At 37.2% G+C, this 23,027-nt stretch carries 22 protein-coding genes, 1 tRNA gene, 1 rRNA gene, 1 pseudogene and 1 other annotated feature; of the genes and pseudogenes, 19 read left to right on the top strand and 6 right to left on the bottom strand.

Annotated features, from left to right (window positions below; genetic code table 11):
• Positions 1–450: 450 nt before the first annotated feature.
• From H541_RS0100125 to glyA, 8 genes and pseudogenes are all read left to right on the top strand, one after another.
• Positions 451–1,389, top strand: a complete 939-nt coding sequence (locus tag H541_RS0100125; RefSeq protein ID WP_022795326.1) for a 2-dehydropantoate 2-reductase — start codon at positions 451–453, stop codon at positions 1,387–1,389.
• A gap of 79 nt (positions 1,390–1,468) precedes the next feature.
• Positions 1,469–2,509, top strand: coding sequence for a PTS sugar transporter subunit IIC (locus H541_RS0100120; protein WP_022795325.1), 1,041 nt, complete (start codon positions 1,469–1,471; stop codon positions 2,507–2,509).
• A gap of 557 nt (positions 2,510–3,066) precedes the next feature.
• The gene (locus H541_RS0100115) at positions 3,067–3,918 is read left to right on the top strand and encodes a glycosyltransferase family 8 protein (RefSeq protein WP_026501476.1); all 852 of its coding nucleotides are present in this window, start codon (positions 3,067–3,069) and stop codon (positions 3,916–3,918) included.
• 203 nt (positions 3,919–4,121) lie between these two features.
• Positions 4,122–4,356, top strand: a binding site (T-box leader).
• Positions 4,357–4,588: 232 nt separating this feature from the next.
• Positions 4,589–5,047, top strand: a pseudogene (locus H541_RS11070) (amidohydrolase); the annotation flags it as partial.
• A gap of 223 nt (positions 5,048–5,270) precedes the next feature.
• Positions 5,271–6,023 carry a DeoR/GlpR family DNA-binding transcription regulator gene (locus tag H541_RS0100105; protein WP_022795323.1) on the top strand — a complete coding sequence of 251 codons (753 nt, stop codon included), beginning with the start codon at positions 5,271–5,273 and terminating at the stop codon, positions 6,021–6,023.
• Entirely contained in the window at positions 6,024–6,941 is a 918-nt protein-coding gene (gene pfkB / locus H541_RS0100100) for a 1-phosphofructokinase (protein ID WP_022795322.1), read from the top strand.
• Positions 6,942–6,980: 39 nt separating this feature from the next.
• Entirely contained in the window at positions 6,981–8,978 is a 1,998-nt protein-coding gene (locus H541_RS0100095; RefSeq protein ID WP_022795321.1) for a PTS fructose transporter subunit IIABC, read from the top strand.
• A gap of 139 nt (positions 8,979–9,117) precedes the next feature.
• Positions 9,118–10,371, top strand: a complete 1,254-nt coding sequence (glyA, locus tag H541_RS0100090; RefSeq protein WP_022795320.1) for a serine hydroxymethyltransferase — start codon at positions 9,118–9,120, stop codon at positions 10,369–10,371.
• Positions 10,372–10,456: 85 nt separating this feature from the next.
• On the opposite strand, the gene H541_RS0100085 is transcribed toward glyA, so the two are convergent.
• On the bottom strand, positions 10,457–10,645 hold the full coding sequence (locus H541_RS0100085) for a helix-turn-helix domain-containing protein (RefSeq protein WP_022795319.1): 189 nt from the start codon (positions 10,643–10,645) through the stop codon (positions 10,457–10,459).
• A 179-nt stretch (positions 10,646–10,824) separates the two neighbouring features.
• On the opposite strand from H541_RS0100085, the gene H541_RS0100080 reads away from it, so the two are divergent.
• The 3 genes from H541_RS0100080 to H541_RS0100070 all read left to right on the top strand — a co-directional run bounded on the left by H541_RS0100080 (position 10,825) and on the right by H541_RS0100070 (position 12,790).
• Positions 10,825–11,319: an Lrp/AsnC family transcriptional regulator gene (locus tag H541_RS0100080; protein ID WP_022795318.1), complete on the top strand. Its 495-nt coding sequence runs from the start codon at positions 10,825–10,827 to the stop codon at positions 11,317–11,319.
• Positions 11,316–12,491 carry a pyridoxal phosphate-dependent aminotransferase gene (locus tag H541_RS0100075; RefSeq protein WP_022795317.1) on the top strand — a complete coding sequence of 392 codons (1,176 nt, stop codon included), beginning with the start codon at positions 11,316–11,318 and terminating at the stop codon, positions 12,489–12,491. The genes H541_RS0100080 and H541_RS0100075 overlap by 4 nt, the downstream gene beginning before the upstream one ends.
• Positions 12,492–12,719: 228 nt before the next feature.
• Positions 12,720–12,790 (top strand) — tRNA-Gly (locus tag H541_RS0100070).
• Positions 12,791–13,097: 307 nt separating this feature from the next.
• On the opposite strand, the gene H541_RS13350 is transcribed toward H541_RS0100070, so the two are convergent.
• Together H541_RS13350 and H541_RS11065 are read right to left on the bottom strand one after the other, a co-directional pair.
• Positions 13,098–13,253 (bottom strand): hypothetical protein, encoded by a 156-nt coding sequence (locus H541_RS13350; RefSeq protein ID WP_169461091.1) that lies wholly within the window; start codon positions 13,251–13,253, stop codon positions 13,098–13,100.
• Between the two features lie 304 nt (positions 13,254–13,557).
• Entirely contained in the window at positions 13,558–14,478 is a 921-nt protein-coding gene (locus H541_RS11065) for a D-2-hydroxyacid dehydrogenase (RefSeq protein WP_022795316.1), read from the bottom strand.
• 217 nt (positions 14,479–14,695) lie between these two features.
• Between H541_RS11065 and ybaK the strand changes: the two genes are divergently transcribed.
• From ybaK to H541_RS11055, 4 genes are read left to right on the top strand one after another with little or no spacing between them, the layout of a single operon-like run.
• The gene (ybaK, locus tag H541_RS0100055) at positions 14,696–15,196 is read left to right on the top strand and encodes a Cys-tRNA(Pro) deacylase (protein ID WP_022795315.1); all 501 of its coding nucleotides are present in this window, start codon (positions 14,696–14,698) and stop codon (positions 15,194–15,196) included.
• Positions 15,197–15,255: 59 nt separating this feature from the next.
• Positions 15,256–15,981: a YutD family protein gene (locus H541_RS12640; protein WP_240470876.1), complete on the top strand. Its 726-nt coding sequence runs from the start codon at positions 15,256–15,258 to the stop codon at positions 15,979–15,981.
• Between the two features lie 10 nt (positions 15,982–15,991).
• Positions 15,992–16,765: a TIGR01457 family HAD-type hydrolase gene (locus H541_RS0100045; RefSeq protein WP_022795313.1), complete on the top strand. Its 774-nt coding sequence runs from the start codon at positions 15,992–15,994 to the stop codon at positions 16,763–16,765.
• Positions 16,762–17,391 carry a TIGR01906 family membrane protein gene (locus tag H541_RS11055; RefSeq protein ID WP_022795312.1) on the top strand — a complete coding sequence of 210 codons (630 nt, stop codon included), beginning with the start codon at positions 16,762–16,764 and terminating at the stop codon, positions 17,389–17,391. Before H541_RS0100045 ends, H541_RS11055 begins: the two co-directional genes overlap by 4 nt.
• A gap of 124 nt (positions 17,392–17,515) precedes the next feature.
• Here the strand turns inward: H541_RS11055 and H541_RS0100035 are convergent, their stop codons facing one another.
• From H541_RS0100035 to H541_RS0100025, 3 genes are all read right to left on the bottom strand, one after another.
• Entirely contained in the window at positions 17,516–18,019 is a 504-nt protein-coding gene (locus H541_RS0100035; protein WP_022795311.1) for a phosphatidylglycerophosphatase A family protein, read from the bottom strand.
• Positions 18,020–18,095: 76 nt separating this feature from the next.
• Entirely contained in the window at positions 18,096–19,085 is a 990-nt protein-coding gene (locus H541_RS0100030; RefSeq protein ID WP_022795310.1) for an NAD(P)/FAD-dependent oxidoreductase, read from the bottom strand.
• A gap of 98 nt (positions 19,086–19,183) precedes the next feature.
• Positions 19,184–19,684, bottom strand: coding sequence for a divergent PAP2 family protein (locus H541_RS0100025; RefSeq protein WP_022795309.1), 501 nt, complete (start codon positions 19,682–19,684; stop codon positions 19,184–19,186).
• A gap of 162 nt (positions 19,685–19,846) precedes the next feature.
• Here H541_RS0100025 and H541_RS0100020 point away from each other — a divergent pair, with 162 nt between their 5' ends.
• The 4 genes from H541_RS0100020 to H541_RS0100005 form a co-directional block, all read left to right on the top strand.
• Positions 19,847–20,434: a peptidylprolyl isomerase gene (locus tag H541_RS0100020; RefSeq protein WP_022795308.1), complete on the top strand. Its 588-nt coding sequence runs from the start codon at positions 19,847–19,849 to the stop codon at positions 20,432–20,434.
• A gap of 120 nt (positions 20,435–20,554) precedes the next feature.
• Positions 20,555–20,917 carry a CvfD/Ygs/GSP13 family RNA-binding post-transcriptional regulator gene (locus H541_RS0100015; RefSeq protein ID WP_026501474.1) on the top strand — a complete coding sequence of 121 codons (363 nt, stop codon included), beginning with the start codon at positions 20,555–20,557 and terminating at the stop codon, positions 20,915–20,917.
• Between the two features lie 68 nt (positions 20,918–20,985).
• On the top strand, positions 20,986–22,341 hold the full coding sequence (locus H541_RS0100010; RefSeq protein WP_022795307.1) for a glucose-6-phosphate isomerase: 1,356 nt from the start codon (positions 20,986–20,988) through the stop codon (positions 22,339–22,341).
• Between the two features lie 565 nt (positions 22,342–22,906).
• A 16S ribosomal RNA gene (locus H541_RS0100005) occupies positions 22,907–23,027 on the top strand; the annotation flags it as partial.

Below are 23,027 nucleotides of genomic sequence, written 5' to 3'. Positions count from 1 at the left end.
GAAAGTAAAAAGAAAGTAAAAAGAGAAAATAATTCTATTAACATTATAAAAATAAGTGACCACTCATAATGGCTAAACAATCATGAATCTTTTCTGAATGTTTATCGATTGGTGTTTGAAAATTAGTTTGGGAGTACTGTAACAAATTCTTTGTAACAGTGCTCTTTTTTTGTTCAATTTTTAGCGTAGTGTTTGTAGGATTGGACTTAAAAAAGGTGATCGAAAATCATATGGCTAGTAATAGTTTTTAAATTTTAGAACTTGTTTAGAATAGCACTTTTAATAATATGTAAATGTGATACAATGTGTTTGTGATACAATAAACAAAAAGGGCGCGGTGAGGCAAAAGTTCTAGAACATTCTTGTTACTAATCAGAACTAGTTAAGTGAAATATAGCAAGAATGGTCGTTAGGATAAGACTGTTACTTATTGCGCAAAGGAGGAAAATAATGAAAATTACTATTGCTGGTGCAGGTGCTATGGGTAGTCGTTTCGGATTAATGCTTCATAAAGCAGGGAATGAGGTTGTTTTAGTTGATGGGTGGCCAGAGCATGTTGAGGCAATCAACCGTGATGGACTTAAGGCAAACTTTAACGGCAAAGATATTGTGGAACATATTCCAGCTGTTTTGCAAAGTGATATTCCAACCGATTTTAAAACTGATCTAATCATTTTATTTACTAAAGCGCTTCAGTTGGATGACATGATGCAAGCATTGAAACCGGTGATTCATGATAAAACAAATGTTTTGTGTCTCTTAAATGGTATTGGCCATGAAGAAATTATTGAAAAGTATGTCGGGTTAGAGAATATTTTTATTGGTAATACCATGTGGACTGCAGGTCTTGAAGGACCAGGCAAGGCTAAACTGTTTGGGACTGGTTCAGTTGAACTCGAAAATCTAGGCGAAGGTCAAAGTGAGAAAGCAAAAGAGATCGCTAAAGTCTTAACCGAAGCGGGGCTAAATGCTAGTTATTCAGACAATATTCGTTATTCGATCTACCGGAAAGCCTGTGTTAATGGGACTTTAAATGGTCTATGTACGATCTTAGATTGCAATATCACAGGATTTGGTACTTGCAAATATGCTCACGAGATTGTAACCACCATCGTTTTAGAGTTTGCAGCAGTTGCAAAACATGAGAATGTTACATTAGATGTAGCAGAGGTTATTCAACATATTGAAGAAACCTACGATCCTGAAACCATTGGATTACATTATCCGTCAATGTATCAAGATCTCATCAAAAATAATCGTTTAACAGAAATAGACTTCATCAATGGTGCGGTTGCAAATAAAGGTGAAAAATATGGTATTAGTACTCCTTATTGTAAATTCTTGACAGAATTAATTCACTGTAAAGAAGAAATTTTGAAAGCAAAATAAGGTAGTATTTGAGTAGTTTAAATCATAACTAGAGAAAGAAAATCTAACAAATTTATTTAATAGAAAGTCGGGCGAGCAAATGACAGATGAAAAGATAACGCCAAAGATATTTATGAATAAAGTATTGGGAGGAACTGCATTAGGTATTATTATCGGTTTGATTTCAAATGCAGTTTTATCTGGGATTTTAAAACTATTTGGGGATAATGTTTTTGCGGTAACGTTAACGCAAGTAGCCGTTATTTTCCAATTAGGGACACCGTTGATCATAGGGACATTGATTGCGCATCAATTCGGGTTTAAACCATTGACAATGATGGTAACTGGGGCTGCTGCATTTATTGGTAGTGGTGTCATTAAATTCAATGCTGAGGCAAATGCTTATGTCGGTGCTGGTACAGGGGATATCATCAATACGATGTTAACTGCTTCTATTGCCGTTTTATTGATTCTTTGGATTAAAGATAGTTTTGGTTCAGTTGCTATTGTATTAACACCTATTGTTGTTGGTTGTGGGGCTGGACTAATTGGTGTCTTCCTCTTGCCATATGTGACGTTTATTACGACTGGTATTGGTTCGATCATCAATACTTTCACAGAATTACAACCAATATTGATGAGTATTTTGATTAGTTGTTCTTTTGCATTTTTGATTATTTCGCCAATTTCGACCGTTGCAATCGGTGTTGCCATCCAATTGAATGCCGTTTCAGCCGGAGCAGCCGCAATGGGTGTAGCCGCAACAACGCTTGTACTCGTGATAAACTCTTGGAAGATCAATAAATCTGGTGTTACTATTGCCATTGCATTAGGTGCGATGAAGATGATGATGCCTAACTTATTCAGAAAACCAATCATTCTACTACCTTGTTTCTTTACAGCGATTATATCGGCAATTCCTGTTGCCTTGTTCTCAGTATCAGGTACTCCCGCATCTGCAGGTTTTGGATTAGTAGGTATTGTCGGACCGTTAGCATCAATTGATGCTGGCTTAAACGTCCTAGTTGCTGTCATTGTATGGTTTGTTGTACCAGCAGCAGCTAGTCTATTAGGTCAATTCTTATTTGAAAAAGTATTTAAATTATATGATCGCAAAGACGTATTTGAATTCTTAGGATAATGGATTCAGAGCGTCGGACGTGTAATGGATAAGCTCTTTAATCAAATTACCAGTAGTAATCAGAAGAAATGAGAAAAGTTGGACGTACAACAGAAAATAATTAGTGCTGATGATTTCTAACTATCAGTGTGTAAAAAGGTATCTCAAACTGAGATGCCTTTTATTCTGATCAAAAACTAACTCATAAGTGAACTAATATTTAATTTATATCAGGATGACTGATGACTAATAGCTGGTTAATACCAGGGTGATATATGACCAATATCAAACTAATATCAGAATGATAGTTGATTATTTGCAATAGGCTTAATAGGGGAGGATCTTCTTAGAGCGTTAAAAATTGAAGGATTGAAATGTGCGGGTCTGAGTGTGACCATTGAAATTAGATGCTCAGTTGGATAATATATTAAGCATACAAGTGTTTACAATCCGTCATATTGTTAGACACACAAAGAGAAAGAGAAACGTTCAAATAACTAAATGGACAAAGAGGGACGTTATATTAAAAAGATGACTATGAGATATCATTGAGAAAGAGTGGGTTAAATTTGGAAGAAATCAATTTACTGTTTGCCATCGATTCAAGTTTTTTGAGACCGTTGGAAACGACCTTATTGTCGATCAAAATGAATACATCACGTCAGGCATCCCTTCATATTTATGTTATCCACGGAGGAAGCTTGGGTCTAGATAGTGTAGATGGACGCTCCTTAAGTCGTTATTGTGAGGCATTAGATATCATATACACACCCATACTAGCTAATAGTGATGAATTTTCTGATGCTCCTGTGTCTGAAAGGTATCCTGAAACCATATATTATAGACTACTAGCACACCGTTATTTACCGAACGATTTGGATCGTGTCTTATATCTAGATGCGGATATATTATGTATCAATGATCTTTCAAAACTGTATAACATGGTTATTGATGGTGATTATTATGCTGCTGCAAGTCATAGTAGGTTGACGGAATTGACCACCGTTGTCAATAAAGTCAGGCTTAGAAGTTATGAATCAGAGGGCTATTTCAATTCAGGAGTTCTATTGATTAATTTGAACCTTGTTCGTCAAAGGGTTCATGCTAATGATATCTATAATTACATCACTACGAACAAGTACAACTTACTGCTACCAGACCAAGATGTTTTGAACGGATTATACGGTGATAAAATCAAGGATATTCCGGACGAAATCTATAATTTTGATGTGAGGAAAATTATGACTTACCAACTCATTAGTAATGGAGAATGGGATCTTGATTGGACGATCGATCATACGGTATTTCTTCATTTTTGTGGCAAAGAAAAACCATGGTTCAAAAAGTATCGTGGACGGTTTGATAGTCTGTACAAACACTATGAACACCAATCTTATCGATTGAATGAAAAGCTGAATTTAGAGTTATAAGTGTTAAATACAAGATAATTTTTCGTAAATAACGAAGGGCTTTCTTAGCCTCATCTACTATTATCATTAGTCTATTATCATCAAGCTGTAGCTAAAATTCCATAGAATGTTTAGAAAAAATTCATTTTATGGTTGACAGATATAGTAATTTCCTGTAAATCTATGTCATTGCACGAGCTTAAGTGCAAATATTAGAAAAATAGAAATGTTCTATGATGAGTAGAGTAATTGTTTAGTTATGGCATAGAGAGACTTTGGTTGGTGGAAAAAGTCGTATAACAACAATGAAAATGATCTCTGAGAATCACCTTCGATATGTAGAAAGGTGCGTGTTGTTGACACGTTACAATCAGCTCCAACTAGAAATTGTTTCTGCTTGGAAAGAGTGGAGTGTTTTGCTCCGAAATAAGGTGGTACCGCGATAATGTCGCCCTCAAATGTTTTTATAACATTTGAGGGCTTTTTTTATGCCTCGAACATCTCTACATATTTTTCAAGGATGTACAAAGTGCCACGTTAATTTGAATAATTTTTGAATGCACTGCTAATTTAGCAGTCACTACCATACAAAGAGGAGTTGAGAGCAATGATCAGGTTGAAAAACATCAATGTCATGTTTCAGCAAGGTAAATCAACTATTCATGCCGTAAAGGACGTTGATTTGACTATAGATAAGGAAACATTAGACCAAGTCTATGATAAAGTCGAAAATATTGTAAAAGGGGCTGCTCTGGCAACAGGAGCAACTTATGAATTTGGACTTTTTCAAAATGCTGTCGATAATACGGTTACTACACCTTCTTTTGATAAAGTATTTTTTAAAGAACTTGAAAAAACAGATGTTCCTGCAAAGGATATTGATTTTAGTGAACCCAAAAGTGTCGGGTCGTCTGATGTTGGAAATATTAGTCAGGTAGTGCCAACTATTCAACCAACACTTTCAATTTCAGATGACTATATAGCAGGTCATAGCGTCGAATTTAGGGAAGCTGCAAAGAGTGACAAAGGGTTTGCCGCTATTGGTATAACAGCCGCATTGTTAGCAAAGACTGCTTTAGATGTTATCAGCGATCCGGAGTTGCTCCATAAAATAAAGGCTGAACATAAAGAACGAGTGGAAAAGCAATAACAGTCATTGAAAAGTCATGAGCAAAGAGATTCAATCGATAAAGCTATTAGGCATAAAGGAGTAGTTAGACACTTCTAAATGCCTAATAGCTTTTTAGTTAGTTTGCAATATGAGAGTTTGCTAATAATTGATCATAATATGATGTAAAATGATTGAATATGATTGAAAATGAAGGGACGTGAATATATACTGACTTTGTAAGCGTAGATAGGGAGATGAGTAAATGTTTGCAAATGAACGCCGATCTTCTATATTAAAATGGTTGAATGATCGTAGGCAATTATCTGTTAAAGAATTAGTGCGATTAACGCATGCTTCTCCAGCGACTGTTCGTCGCGATTTAGATTATCTTGCTGAGGCAGGAAAGATTATCCGAGTTCATGGTGGAGCAAGTTTAAAACAAGACGCAACTTCTTTATTCTCAGAAAATGAGTTTGAACAAAAAGTTCAAGAGTTTTCATCCGAGAAGCAACGAATTGGTCATGCAATTGCTCAATTGATTAATGAAAATGACTATAACGCCATATATTTTGATGCAGGGACCTCAGTCTTAGCAGTCATTCCTTATTTGGATCGTACAGATTTATTTGTTATTACGAACGGACTTCACCACGTTTTTCCGTTGATCAGTAAGGGTGCTCATGTCATTTTATTAGGTGGGACGGTCAAGCCAACGACTCAGGCTGTTGTCGGTCCGCAAGCGATTTCGCAATTATCACATTATAATTTAGATCTTAGTGTTATAGGCGTTAATGCTATAGATGAAGAAAACGGATTGATGACTCCAGATGTCAATGAAGCTGAATTGAAGAGAGTGGCCATCACACAAGCTGAACGAACAATTGTAGCTGCTGACCATTCTAAATTTAATCAACGTTCACTTCATTCGTTTGCTTCATTACCTGAGGTAACTATCATGACTGATGATGTGTTGCCTGAGTATAAGGCTTTTAAAAATATTAAGGAGGCGCGATAGGTGTTATATACGATTACATTTAATCCAGCGATAGATTTAGTTTTAAAAGTACCAGATTTTAAGTTGGGTGATTTGAACCGAGTTAAGCAAACGGATTACGTCGCAGGTGGTAAAGGGATCAATATGGCTATTATCTTAAAAGAACTAGGGAACGATGTTGTTGCTAGCGGCTTTTTAGGTGGATTTAGTCAATCATTCATTGTTGATGAGTTAGCTAAGTTATCAGTATCTAGTCACTTTATTGAGGTCGATGGTGTTACGAGGATCAATGTCAAATTAAAAACTGGGGTTGAGACTGAAATAAATGGCTCAGGACCTGTGATTTCTACTGATAAGCAACAAGAATTGAATCAGTGGTTGAAGGATTCGATTAAACCAAATGATGTCATTTTGCTAGCAGGTAATGTCGCAACAGGTATGTCTGCCGAGAACTATCGTCAAATCGCTAAAATTGCTCAAGATAATGGCGTCGATTTTGTTGTCGATACAATTGGAGAGCAATTAAAAGTGTGTTTGCCATATCGGCCACTATTGATTAAGCCTAACAAAGAAGAGTTAGAAGACCTATTGTCTGTAACGATTCATTCGGATGACGAGTTGGTTCAGCATGCAAAAGAGCTTCAACATAAGGGAGCACAAAACGTCATCATTTCGCTTGGTAAAGACGGTGCTATCTTAGTATCTGCATCTGGTAAGGTTTTAAAAGCCTCTTCACCTAAGGGAATATTAGTGAATTCTGTAGGCGCTGGGGACTCGATGGTTGCTGGATTTACAAGTGCTCTAAATGACGGTAAAAGCGAAGAAGAAGCTTTCAAACAAGCCGTTGCCTGTGGGAGTGCTACTGCATTCTCAACAGGAATTGCCAATAGAGTGATGATCGATAAACTTTTACCAGAAGTGTCGATTACCCCGTTTTAAACACAGCTTAACAGCTTATTAGTAAAGGAGAATGATATCATGGAAGTATATGAACTGTTTCACCCGGAATTGATTCAATTAGATTTTAATGCCTCAAATAAGGCAGATGCCCTGCATCAATTGGCAGAATTATTGAAGAAATCTGGCCGTTTGAGCAATGTAGAAGATTTTGAAAAAGCTTTACAAAAAAGAGAAGATCAATCAACAACTGGTGTTGGTGATGAGATTGCAATTCCACATGCACAAGATAAATCTGTTACTGAACCTGTTATTGTTTTTGCTCGTCAAAATAATGGCGTAGAGTGGGAATCATTTGATGGTCAACCTGCCAAATTAATTTTTATGATTGCAGCATCAACTGGCGCCGGGGATGCCCATTTAAAGGCTCTAGCTCATTTGTCAGGGATACTGATGAAACCCGAGGCTAAGAAGGCTCTACTAGAAGCACAAACTCCTACGGACGTCATTGCTATATTAAAACAATATAGTCAAAAGGCAGATGAAACGGAAAAAGCTGAAGATAAAGCGGAAGCAGCAGTGGAAGCCGATTTGACTGCTAAGGAAGCGTCAAAAGACGAAACTCCTTATATTTTAGCTGTCACAGCTTGTCCAACTGGTATTGCCCATACTTTTATGGCAGCTGAAAAACTTAAAAGTGCTGCAGAAGCTAAGGGTTATCATGTAAAAGTTGAAACAAATGGTCAAGCGGGTGTGGAGCACAAACTGACTAAGAAAGATATCGATGCTGCTGATGGTATCATTGTGGCTGCTGATAAAAATGTTCCAATGGCAAGATTTGATGGCCACAGAGTTGTGATCACAAAAGTTGCTGATGGTATCAACATTCCAGATCAGTTAATCGAACGAGCTCTAAAAGGTGAAGCACCAATTTATCACGCTGAAGGTAGTAGTGAAGAGAGTGATGATGAATCAGGCGAAGGCGAATCTATTGGTCGTAAGATTTATAAGCATTTAATGAATGGTGTATCTCACATGTTACCGTTTGTTGTGGCTGGTGGTTTGCTAATCGCATTATCATTCTTCTGGGGAATTAATTCAGCTAACCCTGACAGTGATAGCTATAATCAAATTGCAGCAATGTTAAATACTGTCGGTGGCTTTTCTTTTAGCATGATGTTGCCAGTTTTAGCAGGGTTCATTGGTCAATCAATGGCCGACCGTCCCGGATTAGTCGTAGGTTTTATTGGTGGGTTATTAGCTAATCCAACCGTACTTTCTGGTCAAGGAATCTTAGCTGATAGTCAACCTTCAGGCTTCTTGGGTGCACTAGTAGCTGGGTTCTTATCAGGCGGTATTATCTATGCCTTGAGACTCGCATTCAAGTGGTTACCTAAATCTCTTGAAGGTTTGAAACCAATCTTACTATACCCAGTCTTTGGTGTTTTATTAATGGGAATTTTGATGATTTATATCGTTAATGCTCCAATGGCAGCAATTATGACTGGTTTAACAGATTTCTTAACAAACATGAATGAAGGCAGCAAAATTTTGGTTGGAATCTTTGCTGGTGGGATGATGGCAATCGATATGGGTGGTCCATTCAACAAAGCAGCTTATGTTACCGGAACTGGTTTATTAGCAACAGCTATGCAAACACCTGGATCACATGGATCAGATATTATGGCAGCTGTTATGATCGGTGGTATGGTTCCACCAGTAGCAATTGCATTGTCTGCTACGATTGATCGTAATCTCTGGCCTAAAGCACAAGCTGATTCAGCCCTAGTCAACTATGTCATGGGAGCGGCCTTCATCACTGAAGGAGCAATTCCATTTGCTGCATCTAACCCACTAAAAGTTATTCCTTCAATGGTTGTGGGTAGTGCCTTAGCTGGCGCAATCAGCATGGGATTAGGTGTTTACAGTGCTGCTCCTCATGGCGGTATATTCGCACTATTATTTGGAGGAATCACTAATCCATTAGGCTTCTTAATTGCATGGGCTGCAGGTAGTATTGTTGGCGCTTTGCTATTGATCATCTTACTCAGAAATGGCAAAACAAAAGAAGAAAAGTAAAGAAGGATTATTTAAAACTATTCAATAGTTGATCACTAATTATTTTTTGAAAAGTCACTAGTTGTTAGTGACTTTTTTTTGTAGGTAAAGTAAAGTTAGGATATGACAAATTGATCAGAATTTTAAAAGGGGTGCTAGAATGATAAAGATACCGGTTGATATTTATCAAGCTGACGAAGAATTGTGGGACGCTGTTTATAAAGAGGAAGAGCGACAAATTGAAAATATAGAGTTGATTGCTTCTGAAAACTATGTCTCTAAAGCGGTGATGGCAGCCCAAGGTAGTATATTGACGAATAAATATGCAGAAGGTTATCCAGGTAAACGATACTATGGTGGTTGTGAATACATCGATGTGATTGAAAACCTAGCCATCAATCGTGTTAAGGAGCTTTTTGGTGCAAAATACGCCAATGTACAACCACATTCGGGTTCTCAGGCCAATACTGCAGCCTACATGGCATTAATTAATCCGGGTGACAAAGTATTAGGGATGGACCTGACACATGGCGGCCATCTAACGCATGGCTCTCCAGTGAATTTTAGTGGTAAAACATACGAAATTCATAGTTATGGGGTCGATAAGGAAACTGAACAGATCGATTATGATCATATCAGAGCTATCGCAAAAGAAGTTTCGCCTAAATTGATTGTAGCTGGCGCAAGTGCTTATGGTAGAAAAATTGATTTTGAAAAATTCAAAGAAATTGCTGATGAAGTAGGCGCTAAGTTGATGGTGGACATGGCCCACATAGCAGGATTGGTTGCCAGTGGTTTGCACCAAAATCCAGTTCCTTATGCCGATGTAGTGACTAGTACCACACATAAGACTCTAAGAGGTCCTCGTGGTGGAATTATTTTAACGAATGACAAGGATTTAGCTAAGAAAATCAACAGTGCTATCTTCCCGGGAATTCAAGGTGGTCCATTAGAGCATGTCATAGCAGGCAAAGCGGTCGCATTTAAAGAGGATCTAAATCCTGATTTTAAGGTTTACAGCGAGCAAATTATAAAAAATGCAAAAGCTATGGCTAAGATATTTAATAGTGTTGAAGATATCAGAATAGTCAGTGGTGGAACAGATAACCATTTACTACTGCTAGAAGTGACCGATTTAGGGATGACTGGTAAAGAAGCTGAGGCAATATTAGATAGTGTGAAAATAACCGTTAATAAAAATACGATCCCATTTGAGACACTATCTCCATTTAAAACCTCTGGTATTCGGATAGGAACGCCAGCCATCACGACAAGAGGGTTTAAAGAAGATGATGCAGCTAAAGTCGCAGAATTAATTGTACGAGCTTTAACGCATAAGGACGATGCTGATGCCTTAGCTCAAATCCGCAATGAAGTCCATGAGTTAACGTCTAAACATCCGATTTATCAATGAGTTTGATTGAGCTTGATGTAGTGTGATGTAGCTCTTGGTAAAGGGATAAGGATTGTCTTAAGAAAAAATTTAACGATTTTGACGGTTATTCTAGTAGATAATCTGTTGAAACGTCGTATAATTGAGCTAGTTTCAACAGTGTAGAAACGCTGAGTTCATTTCTGCCTGTCTCGATGTGAGAATACTGTGATCGACTTAATCCAAGTTGCTTGGCAACTTGGTCTTGCGTCAGATGGTGTTTATGTCTGAGTTTTGCTATATTCTTAAAAATCATGCTTCTCCTTTAAACTGTATATTGTCAATTGTGTGATGCTATTTGGTATTTATAGGTTAACATGGGGAAATGGTTTTTTGAATAGGAATACACAAAATTAAGAGTATCAGATGATCAGAATTATTAGAATGACTAAGCGTTCTAGACGAGTATGAACGGTAGAGGAAATGAGGGATAAGATGGTGTCTAAGTTTAAAGACGATATCTTGAAAGTAATAGAAAAGAATAGCAGATTAACAGTCGAAGAGATTGCTGTAATGCTAGCGACAACGGAAGAAACAGTCGCTAAAACTTTGGCTGAGTTAGAGGCGGACAGTATTATTTGTGGTTATCACACCTTAATTAATTGGGAAAAAGCAGATAGTGACAATGTGTCAGCTATTATTGAATTAAAAGTTAATCCTCAAAGAGGCGTTGGTTTTGACCGCATCGCTGAAAAAATGTTTCAATATCCAGAGGTTGATGATTTATTTTTAATGTCTGGTAGTTTCGACTTTTTAGTACAACTAAAAAAAGCTCCAATGCGTGAAATTGCAATGTTTGTCTCTCAGCGTCTTTCTACTATTGAAGAAGTCCAATCAACGACAACTCATGTTGTGTTGAAAAGATACAAGGACCACGGGACTTTATTCGAACCAAAGGGCGACGATCGTAGGATGGTGGTTTCTCCATGAAGAACCGTTTAAGTCGCAAAGCTGTTTCTTTAAAACAAAGTGGTATTAGACGTTTTTTTGAAGTTGCTAGCACGATTGAAGGGGTCATTTCTTTAGGAGTGGGAGAACCTGATTTCGAAACGCCTTGGCGTATTCGAGATGAAGGGATCTACTCGTTACAACAAGGACAAACATTTTATACAGCAAATGCTGGGATGATCGAATTAAGACAAGCTTTAGTTGATTTCGTGGATCGACATTATCAACTCAAGTATGATCCAGAGACAGAGGTAGTGGTGACAGTTGGGGGCAGTGAAGCAATCGATTTAGCGATGCGAGCTATTGTAAATCCTGGTGATGAGATTCTTTATACAGAACCGAATTACGTTTCCTACCTGCCATGTATCGAGTTATCAGATGGTATTCCAGTTCCTATTTCATTATCCGAAGAGAACGGCTTCAAGTTAACAGCTGAAGAGTTGTTGGCGAAAATAACACCAAAAACCAAAGCCTTGGTCCTTTCATATCCGAATAACCCAACAGGGGCTATTATGACACAGGAAGAATTCGACAAAATAGCGGAAGTTGTTATTGAAAAAGATATTTTAGTCATCACTGATGAAATGTATAGTGAATTAAATTATGAAACCCAACAAAGTGTGTCAATCGCTAGTTTTAAGGGTATGAAAGAGCGTACAATTTACATTAATGGTTTTTCAAAAACATTTTCAATGACAGGCTGGCGTTTAGGTTATGCCATGGCACCAATTGATATCATGGAACAAATGGTAAAAATCCATCAATTTACGGTGACCTCTGCTTCAACAACGAGTCAGTTAGCAGGAATAGAAGCTTTAAAGAATTGTGATTCATTAGTGGCAGAAATGAGAGATAGTTATAATATGAGACGCCGTTATTTAGTGAATGAGTTCAAGAAAATGGGGATTCAACTGTTTGAACCATTAGGTGCTTTTTATATCTTTCCAAATATTTCTGAATTTGGCTTGACGAGTGAAGAGTTTGCGAATGAATTACTCAACAGAGAAAAAGTAGCGGTGATACCTGGAACTGCTTTTGGAGATTCTGGAGAAGGCTATATCAGGATTTCGTATGCATATTCAATCGCTGATTTACAAAGAGCAATGGTGAGATTTAAGCATTTTGTGACTGAGTTAAGAGCCGAACAAAAATAACGTGATAAACAACCTAATAGTTACAGTGAATCTAAAGTAGGCAAATAGTTGATTATCTCACTATCCTTGTAGCGCCGATAGCCTAGCACTGATACTATAGGAGTAAACTTGTAGGACTATTGTTGGGCATGATAGCGTTAAACTTTGAGGGCTATGGAGGACTAGAAACTGTCTATTAACTCTTGAAATCTAAATGATAGAAGTGTAAAGTATACTATGTTGATATTAGCGGTCTTAGTTTAATGGTAGAATGCGACCTTCCCAAGGTCATGACGCGGGTTCGATTCCCGTAGACCGCTTATAACAGGTTAGTATAGTAGTCTTTTTTAATGTGTTTTCGTTAGTTTCAGACTCTCGAATGACATGCGTATACGTTTTGTGTGAAGCACCTAAGTCTTTATGACCTAGGTGTTTTTTTGTTATTAGTATGAAAACTCTAGGATGGACGAAAGTAGTATGCAAGTAGTGTGAAACTAAAAGAAAGATTGAAACTAAAAGGTGCTTACAATAATAGTGAAAATTGGCTAAAAATTAAAAATAGCTTTTGCCAATATATATTGGCAAAAGCTATTCGATACTACCACTTAGAGTATCCATGAAAGAGTGTCACTCCTTATTTTTTTTAATTAAATCCTGTACAGCTTGTTCAATAGTAGCGGCACTTGCTGTAACTTTATCGTTGTTAGCAAGATAGACCACAAACAGATTTGTATCGGTATTGAGTGTCACTCTATATTTTACTTCTTGGTTACTATAAGTCATATGCATTCTCCTTTCTTAAAAAAATACGATGAAAGGCACCATAGACGTTCATAACGAAACTCCGGTGAATAGTGTAACATCATTTTCAGAAAAAGGCAAGAAGAGGGCTTCAAGTGGGCCTCCATGTTTTCCTGTGGGGACATTTCAAAAAGCCGCGACATACTTGTCGCAGCTTTTTGATGGATAAATCTAGCGTATTTAAACATTCTTTTTTGTTAATTTATTGTTGCATGTTTCTGTCCTAGTGTGCGATTAGGAGTACGATTAAGTAGAATCAAGAATGGATACTACGACGTGAGATATATTAGACGATTACATGGTCGAATTCAGTATTGTCCTTTAAATGATCTATTTGCTTTAACAGTATGGTCCATACAGCAGTCAGGTATCCTTCAGAGGACCCTGCGATGTGAGGAGTCACCAAGATATTAGGGTGATGGTAAAAAGGGTGGTCTTCGGGCAATGGTTCCTGATGAAAGACATCTAGGATTGCATAGTCCAGCTGTTTGTTGTCTAATGCAGCAATCAAATCGTTATCCACAACGGCGTTGCCACGACCAACATTTACAAAGATTGCTGAGCTTTTGAAACGGTTAAAAAGAGATTTATTGAATAGATCATTACTCGTTTCGTTGGATGGGAGTATGTTAACCACGTAATCGCTCGTTGGGAGTTCATCAGCTAATTCATCCAGTGTGATCATCTTAGTGAAATGGGGTTTCAGGTCGTGACTTCTTCTGACCCCAACAATTTCTACACCGAATGGTTCAGCGCGTTTGGCAATCGCCTCACCGATATCTCCAGCACCCACAATCAATAGTTTTTTACCGTCTAAGTTTTGGTAATGATCGAATCTTTCCCATGAATGGTCAATAACACTATCTAATAGTAATCGAGCTTTAGCCAAGATTGCTCCCATGACATATTCGGCGACACCAACTGTAGGGACACCATGCGCATTACATAATTTGATATGGTGGTCTTTCAGAAGGTCTAGGTCTATGCCATCAAACCCTGCTGAGGCAAGTTGAATTAGCTTTAATGATTTTGGGTAGTGAGTCACATTTTTCAAGTTAAGGGTCTTTGCCAAGATGACTGTAATGTCATCAGGAGTGTTATCAATTGTTTGGGAAGGCTCCGCTTCTATCAACTCTATCTCAGGGTGCTTCTCTTTTATAAGTTCTAGTATCTCAGGTTTGGTTGGATAAAATGTCAAGACTTTCATAATGGTTTGCCTCCTAATTTCCCTATATTTTTTAGGTGAGATGATAGGAATAGTAGCATCCTATCTAAAGTTCATTAGCGTAAAAGTATCATTCCTATTAAACTTTATAGATAGGGTATGATATGATAAGTTTACAAAAAAAGTGTTTATAATAAAAGTAAAGTGTATTTTTATTAGTCAGTTTAAGAGTCTACAGAATAGGAAAGGCAGTTATATAATGAGTAAAAAAAATAAGAGAAGCAAAGTTTCTAAGACGAATGCAATGAGATTTTTAGATAACTTAGGCATCTCCTATGTCACCCATCAATATGAATTCGACCCAGACAATGTCGGAGCTGGATCTGTCATTGCAGAGACTGGTCTTGATCCGAATAACGTTTTTAAGACTTTAGTGCTTCGGACGTCAGATGATAGCTATTTAGTGTGCGTTATACCTGGTTTAAGTACGTTAGACTTAAAAAAAGTTGCACAAGTTACAGGGCATAAAAGTGTTCATATGATACACGTTAAGGAATTAGAACCTTTGACCGGTTACAAAAGAGGGGGCTGTTCGCCTTTTGGGCTAAAACACTCCTTTCCAATTGTATTATCTTCGCAAGCAAAAAGTGTTGATAGCCTTATCGTATCTGGTGGTAAAAGAGGCGTACAAATTGAATTGTCAGTTTCCGACTTTTTAAAAAGTGCCAATTTAGAAGAAGTGAACGATATTACACAATAAAGTTACATTTGGGAGATCAAAAGACAGATCAATCGTACTATTGGAATCGAGGTAATGGAATGAATAAGGATTTTACCCAAGAAATGACAGATGTCTTAAATGAATTAACGCAAGAACCTGCCATTGATGATGCAGTCGTCAAACTAGATGATACACATTTTAAAGTAGAAAATACTATTTATGAATTGATATTTGAAAATCATGAAAAGGAGTCTTTTAATCTAGAAAGCTTTAACTCACGCTTTTCAGACGTCTTATTGAAGTACGACTATATTGTAGGCGACTGGGGTTTTGAACAACTTCGACTTCGTGGATTCTATTCTGACGAGTCAAATAATGGGTCGTTTGATAAAAAAATAGGTAATTTACAAGACTATTTAGAACAATATTGTAATTTTGGTTGTCGGTTTTTTGTTCTTGAAAAAGATGAAGATTTGACTGGTGGGCCTGTAACACGAAAAAGACAGGAAGGCCGTTCAAGAAATAATAATTCAAAAAATAATCGAAGAAGAAACAGAAATAGAAACAAGGAGTCATCACGTTCGCATGAGGGAAGAACTAACGTCAAAGCGAACACGACTAAGCAATCAACCTTTAAAATAAATGATAACGGAAAATCGGAGGCTACTAGTCACGAGAGAGTTGGCAATAAGGGAGAACGTTCTTCTCAAAAAAATCAGAATTACAAAACACAAACCGCAAAGAAAACAACAGAAAAGAAAACGAGAGAAGAAGTTGCGAAAACAAGTAGTTTCAAGATTGTTAAACGTAAAAAAGAGAATTAGGAGATAATAAATGCAGAAAGCTTACAAAGGCTATTTGATAGATTTAGATGGAACTGTATATATGGGGAAAAATAGAATACCAACAGCGGAAGTTTTTATTGAAGAGTTGAAGTGTAAAGGGGTTCCCTTTTTATTTTTGACTAACAATGCTACAAGAACGGCACCTGAGCAAGTAAAACACTTGGCATCTCCCTATGGTATAACAGTGGGGGAAAAAGCAATTTATACAAGTGGGATGGCGACGGTCGACTATCTATTGACCCATTATGCTGGTCAAACCTTGTTTGTGATATCTGAACCTGCTTTGAAAGAGCAGCTTTTATCAGCCGGGTTCACATTGACTGATCAGTTGGCAGAAATAGATGTGGTAGTCCAATCTTACTGTAAGACTTTGATTTATGAGGATTTGGCTAAGGCAACCCTAGCAATCCATAATGGGGCCGGTTTTATTGTAACAAATGAAGACTCCAATTTACCAAGTGAACGTGGAATGCTCCCAGGTTCTGGTGCTACGACCGCTTATTTGAAAGCTGCAACAGGCAAAGAACCAATTATTATTGGAAAGCCACATCATATTATTATGGATGGGGCGCTCGAAAAAATGGGATTATTAAAAGAAGAGGTCGCTCTGATTGGCGACAACTACACAACCGATATACTGGCTGGTATAAATTATGGGATGGATACGATCATGGTATTAACAGGTTTTTCTTCACGTGAATCGATTGTTGGAAAAGAACAACCTACCTATATTATCAATGATCTATCAGAGTGGACATTATGAGGTTTGGTCGGTTGCGATTCTATAGTGGAGCGATTTGTTTTTCCGTTTTCTCGGTCCTTTTTGGTTTACTAGTTGTGATGTGGTTTATCCCCTTATATCGGATTTCCATTCCATTATTTGATATTCCAGCTGAAACGGGACTATCTCCTAATGCTCTTATGATTAACTATCGAGCGTTAATGGAATATTTATTAAATCCGTTTGTTAAAGAGCTACAAATGCCGGATTTCCCGAGCTCTGGGAATGCTTTAATCCATTTTTTTGAAGTCAAGCAACTATTCATGATTTCACATGTCGCATTTGTACTATCACTTCCGATTACATATTGGTGGCTAAAGAAAATTAAACAACACCAAATATGGTTATTAACTGAAAGTTACATTAAATGGTTTTCTGGGATAGCAAGTATTTTAGTGGTTGTCTGTCTTTTGTATTTTGAACAAGCCTTTATCATGTTCCACCATTTGTTCTTTAATAACGATTACTGGCTGTTTGACCCCACAACAGATCCCATTATTACAGCCTTACCTGAAGGCTTTTTTGCCTTAATGGGGGCCATTGTTGTTCTAGTAGTTGTGGCATGCCACCTAGTCCTTTATTGGTATTGTAAGCGTAAAGCCGTCTAGGCCAAAATAAAACCGTTTGGTAGCCCTACGGATTGGACTGCCAAACGGTTTTTGATGTTTTTTAGAAGACCTTGTTGTATATGACCATTTTTTGAATGCAAGCAACTATCAAAAAGGGTAAACTTTAATGGGTAATTGATCGTTTCGATTTGTCGCTATGCGCGATACGGCTTGCAGCAGAGGCAGCAATAGCACCGACAATATCATCCAAAAAGGTATGGCAACGGTTAGAATCTTTTTCGTTTAACTTTTCAAGTATTCCAGGTTTAACTTTATCAATATAACCATAATTGGTAAACCCAATCGAACCATAGACATTGACAATTGCCAGAGCCAAAATTTCATCTAAGCCATATAGCGGTTCGTCATTCATTAGCAAGTCGTTCAATGGCTTAATAAATTGAGCGTTTTCAGCTTGTCGATCCAGTTCTATACCAGTGATGACGGCCATTTGGACTTCACGCTTGGTCAACACTTGCTTCACATTTTCAAGGCATTCTTCTTGTGTTAAGCCTACGACATATTTGTTTTGAAGATACATGACTAAATCAGCAATATCTTCTAAACGGATGCCACGTTCGTTCAATAAATTAAGAGCGACTTCGTTATAATTAACAGAATTGTTCATATTAGTTTCTCCTCGTAAAAATTAGTAGTAATAGATTTTTTAGTTAAGTCTGTTTATAAGATTGTTTAAAAGCTTATTAAAATAAACTCGTCGAGTGCATAGGTTGTACTCGTTCATTTGGATTGATAAATGCCATAGCATTATTAACTGCAGTCGGTGCTTCACCAAATCCTGTTGCAATAATTTTTACTTTTCCAGAATAAGTGGCAATATCGCCAACCGCAAAAACTCCCGGAATGGAAGTTTCCATTTTAGAATTCACTTGTATAGCATTATGGGAAACTTTAAATCCCCAATTTTTGAGATTTCCGATTGAGGATGAAAAGCCATAGTTAACAATGAAGTCATCTACCTGAAGGGTGGTGGACTCTTCACTTCGCGTCTTTTGTAAGGTAACAGAATCTAACTTTTCCCCATTACCATTAATTTTGATAGGAACGTATGGCGTGACAGTTTCAACAGTTGAAGCCCTGAGGCGTTCAACGCTATGCTCTTGAGCTCTGAATTTTTCACGTCTATGAATGAGATAAACTTTTTTTGCAATAGGTTCTAGGGTCAATGCCCAGTCAACAGCTGAATCACCACCACCGCAAACAGCAACATTTTTGTTAGAAAATTGTTCAATATTATTTACAAAATAGTGGAGTTGTTTATCTTCGTAATCAATGGCATTTTCAATATCCAAGCGTCTCGGACGAAAAGCACCATTCCCAGCAGCAATTATGACAGCCTTTGAATAGTGCTTATTTTTTGAGGTTTGAATTTCAAAAATACCATCATTATCGCGGTTTAGTTCAAAAGCTTCTTCATTTAATATGACAGTAGGCTTAAACTTCGATAATTGTTTAATCAAGTTTTGAGTCAACTCACTTGCGGAAACTTCTGGAAAGCCAGCAATATCGTAAATCAATTTTTCGGGATAAAGAGTCCCTGGCTGACCACCCAATTGTGGTAAACTCTCAATGATCTTGACCTTTGCTTGTCTTAAACCAGCGTAAAAGGAAGAAAAAAGACCAACAGGCCCACCACCAATAATTGTTACATCATAAATTTCTTTATTCAACATCTTAACTCCTTGGAATGAAAAATAAGTCAGTCATCACTATAGATATTCTTCAGATATTCTTCGACGTCATTCAGGTCATCATTCTATTTAAAGTAGAATCAGAAAATTTGAAATAGCCACCTTATAAAGAAGGCGACAAAAATCCCCGTTACGACGCCACCGGCAATCTCAATTGGTTCATGACCCAGATATTTATCGATGATTGATTCATCTGTAATCAAAGATTCTCCCTGCTGATCATCCTCATTTTCAGGCAATTGTTTAGCAGAAGATTTCTTTTCAATCAAGGCAACTAAGTGCCGTAAAAGTATACCTTGATAGCCACTTTGCCTTCTGACACCCATGGCATCAAACATTACGATAACACCAAAGGTAGTTGCAATCGCAACCAACGGTGAGCCAAAACCATAGTCTAACCCTAACGAGGTAATTAGAGAAGCCACTGCCGCAGTATGAGAGCTTGGCATTCCACCTGTAGAAGTCAACAGTTTTAGGCTCGTTCTTTTATGAATCCAATAGGCAATTGGAAATTTTATCAATTGAGCAATCAAAATGGCGCTCATAGCACAAATTAATGGAAAATTAGTTAGTAAGCCCAAGGTATCACTCCTATAATCTCAACTAGTCTTATCATAACATGAAAAGCGATAAAGCAAACAATATTATCGTTTAGCATGGGTTACTTGATGATAAATATCTAAAAAGAAGGTATACTACAACTAGTAGATTCTATCATTATTATAAACTAGAGGAGACTAACAGTGCTAAAACAAAAAGAAGTTACTAAAGAGGATAGTATCAAGAAAGCAACAATCAAAACGAATGTCGGCGATATCACTGTCGCTCTATTTCCTGAAGAAGCTCCTAAGGCAGTTGAAAACTTCGTGACTCTTGCCAAAAAAGGTTACTACAATGGTGTGGTTTTCCATAGAGTGATACCAAACTTCATGATTCAATCAGGGGATCCAACCGGGACAGGAGCAGGCGGAGAATCCATTTACGGACAATCGTTTGAAGATGAGTTTTCAACCAAGCTGTTTAATTTTTATGGAGCCTTATCTATGGCAAATGCTGGACCAAATACTAATGGCAGCCAATTTTTTATAGTGGGGGCAAAAACCGTTGATCCAACTATGTTAAAACAATTAGCTGCTAATGGTTGGCCTGAAGAGAGTGTGTCTCACTACAAGGAAGTTGGAGGGACACCTTGGCTTGATGGAAAGCATACGGTATTTGGACAAGTAGTCAACGGTGCTGATGTTGTTGATACTATAGAAGAAACGAAAACAGACTTCCGTGATAAACCGATTAAAGACATTGTTATTGATACGATTGACATTGACGCGTGAAGTAACAGATAAAAATTGATAACTCTTTATTGATAACTCTTTAAGGTGACAGAAAAAAAGTGTAAAATAAGGACGAGTAGCTAGTAATTTGTTAATGACTATAGAAATTGGTGTGAGAAAATGACTTATAAAATCGGAATGGTTGTTGAAGGTATAATAACGGGGGTTCAACCCTATGGTGTTTTCGTCTCGTTAGGGGATGGCATCCAAGGACTTATTCACATCTCTGAGTGTGACCACGGCTTCATTAAGGATCTTTCAGATTACTTTAAATTAAACGAAAAGGTTAAAGTAAAAGTCATAGATGTTGATGAATATAGCGGAAAGATAAGTTTATCGGTCAGAGCTCTAAAGGCAATAGATACCCCCGAAAAACCAAAAAGATTGAAAAAAAAGCATCGTTATCATAAAAATGGAGACGGATTTCTAGCTCTTGAAAAAGCAATGCCTAAATGGATTAATGTTGCATTGAAAGATTTTTAGCTTATCAAAGTAAGCAAGAAGTATTTATCTCGTCCACTAAATTGATATTAAAATATAGGAGGATATTTATGAGTAAAGCAGTAACATTCGATTATAGCACCGCGTCATCTTTTTTTGAACAACATGAACTGGACTATCTTAAACGACAAGTAGCATTTTTAGATAGTGAATTAAGAAGTAAAAAAGGTGTAGGTAACGATTTCTTAGGATGGATAGAATTACCAACTGAATATGATAAGGAAGAGTTTTCTCGCATTAAGAAAGCTGCTGAAACTATCAAGAGCAATTCAGAAGTTTTAGTTGTTATCGGTATTGGTGGTTCTTACCTTGGAGCACGTGCGGCTATTGAATTTCTTAGTGGAAATTTCCATAATTTTGGATCAAAAAAGGAAAAAGCTGCTCCACAAGTCGTTTTTGCTGGGAATAGTATTAGTTCTACTTATCTACATGATCTGATTGAGTATCTAGAAGATAAAGATTTTTCGATTAATGTTATCTCCAAGTCAGGGACGACAACAGAACCAGCACTTGCCTTTCGTGTGCTGAAAGATCAATTGATCAAAAAATATGGTAAGAAGGATGCTATCAAACGTATATATGCGACAACCGATAGACAAAAAGGTGCTTTGAAAGAAGAAGCAACAGCAGAAGGATATGAAAGGTTTGTGATTCCTGATGATGTAGGTGGTCGATTTACTGTATTGACTCCTGTAGGTCTCTTACCAATTGCTGTTGCCGGATTTGATATAGATGCCCTATTAGCAGGGGCTCAAGAAGGACAAAGTGCCTATGCTTCATCTGATCTCTCAACAAACGAGGCTTATCAATATGCAGCTATCCGTAATATTTTGTATAGAAAAGGTAAGACAACAGAATTATTGATTAACTATGAACCAAATATGATGTATTTTGGTGAATGGTGGAAACAATTATATGGTGAATCTGAGGGTAAAGATTTTAAAGGTGTTTATCCTTCAAGTGCTAACTTCTCGACTGACCTTCATTCTCTAGGTCAATATATCCAAGATGGGCAAAGAAATCTTTTTGAAACAGTTGTGAAAGTTAAAACACCACGTTTTGATTTAGATGTTCCTTCAGCAGATGAAGACTTAGATGGGTTACGTTATTTAGAAGGAAGAACAGTTGATTTTGTCAATACCAAGGCTTTTCAAGGAACTTTGTTAGCACATACTGACGGGTTCGTTCCCAATCTACTGGTTACTATTGAAGATATGGGTGAAAAAACACTTGGACAATTAATTTATTTCTTTGAGATTGCTGTTGCCATCTCTGGATACTTGAACGGCGTTAATCCATTTAATCAACCTGGTGTTGAAGCATACAAGAAGAATATGTTTGCTTTATTAGGAAAACCGGGATTCGAAGCACTTGCCGAAGAGTTGAATAAAAGATTAGAAGAATGATTCAATACATCTAACGAGTTGAATTTAACCATTGAATGAATGAACTCTAATCACGAATTAACCTTCAGTAATCTTTGCTTTTTGGATTACTGAAGGTTTTTGCTTTTTTAGGGTAGACTATTATTTTAGACTATCGTAGCTGGATTACAGTGAACGGTTATGGAGTAGCGTTATTATTAGCAAGTTCTTTTACGACTTTGAAACGATAAAAAGGAAGTAGAAGAAAAAATCTATTGACCCAATCTGTGTTCCATGATATTATTACTTTCGTCGTGTTGAGTGCCAACCGATTATCGAGTCAAAATAATGAAAAATATTTCATTAAAATGTTGACAAGCTTATAGCTCAAATGATAATATATAGAAGTTGTCACGAAAGACATCGACAACTTGTTTTTAAGACTTGATCTTTGAAAATTGAACAAAAAGACGAACCAAATGTGTAGGGTCATTAAGATTTAGCCTCGGCTAGGTCTTAATGAAAACTAACAATTCTGTTATCGGAATTAAAAATAAGGATAACAAATACAAGCCAGAAATGGTTTGAAATGAGCAATCAAACAATCTTTCATGAGAGTTTGATCCTGGCTCAGGACGAACGCTGGCGGCGTGCCTAATACATGCAAGTCGTACGCAATTGATCCATCGAGTGCTTGCACTCACCGGATCGTTGAGTGGCGCACGGGT

This window comes from Bavariicoccus seileri WCC 4188, assembly GCF_000421665.1.
Lineage (GTDB): Bacteria > Bacillota > Bacilli > Lactobacillales > Aerococcaceae > Bavariicoccus > Bavariicoccus seileri.
This window is presented reverse-complemented; position numbering and strand designations above follow the sequence as displayed.